Raw genomic sequence first — 503 nt, forward strand, 5'->3', positions numbered from 1 at the left:
GCGCCGATCACGAAGGCCACGTCCGCGGTGCCGAAGTCGCGGTTGATGTCCTCCAGCTCGAACACCTCGTCGTAGGGCACGTTGGCCTCGGCCAGCAGCACGTTCATGTGCCCCGGCATGCGCCCCGCCACCGGATGGATGGCGTACTTGACCTCGACGCCCTCCTTCTTCAGCAGGTCGGCCATCTCGCGCAGCGCGTGCTGGGCCTGGGCCACCGCCATGCCGTAGCCGGGGACGATGATCACCGACTGGGCGTTCTTCATGATGTAGGCCGCGTCCTCCGGCGAGCCGGCCTTGACCGTGCCGCGCTCGCCGCCGCCGGCCGCCGCCGACGCCGCCCCGCTGTCGCCGCCGAAGCCGCCCAGGATGACGTTGAAAATCGAGCGGTTCATGCCCTTGCACATGATGTAGGACAGGATGGCGCCCGACGAGCCGACCAGCGCGCCCGTGACGATCAGCAGGTTGTTCTGCAGCGTGAAGCCGATGCCCGCCGCCGCCCAGCC

The 503-nt window shown here is 69.4% G+C and carries 1 protein-coding gene; it reads right to left on the minus strand.

From position 1 onward, the window contains the following. Nucleotides 1-503 (minus strand): NAD(P)(+) transhydrogenase (Re/Si-specific) subunit beta (locus Q4I23_RS33060; protein WP_498529053.1); only part of this gene is annotated, 503 nt, incomplete at both ends.

The sequence above is a fragment of the Azospirillum sp. UFLA03-27 genome, assembly GCF_059803775.1.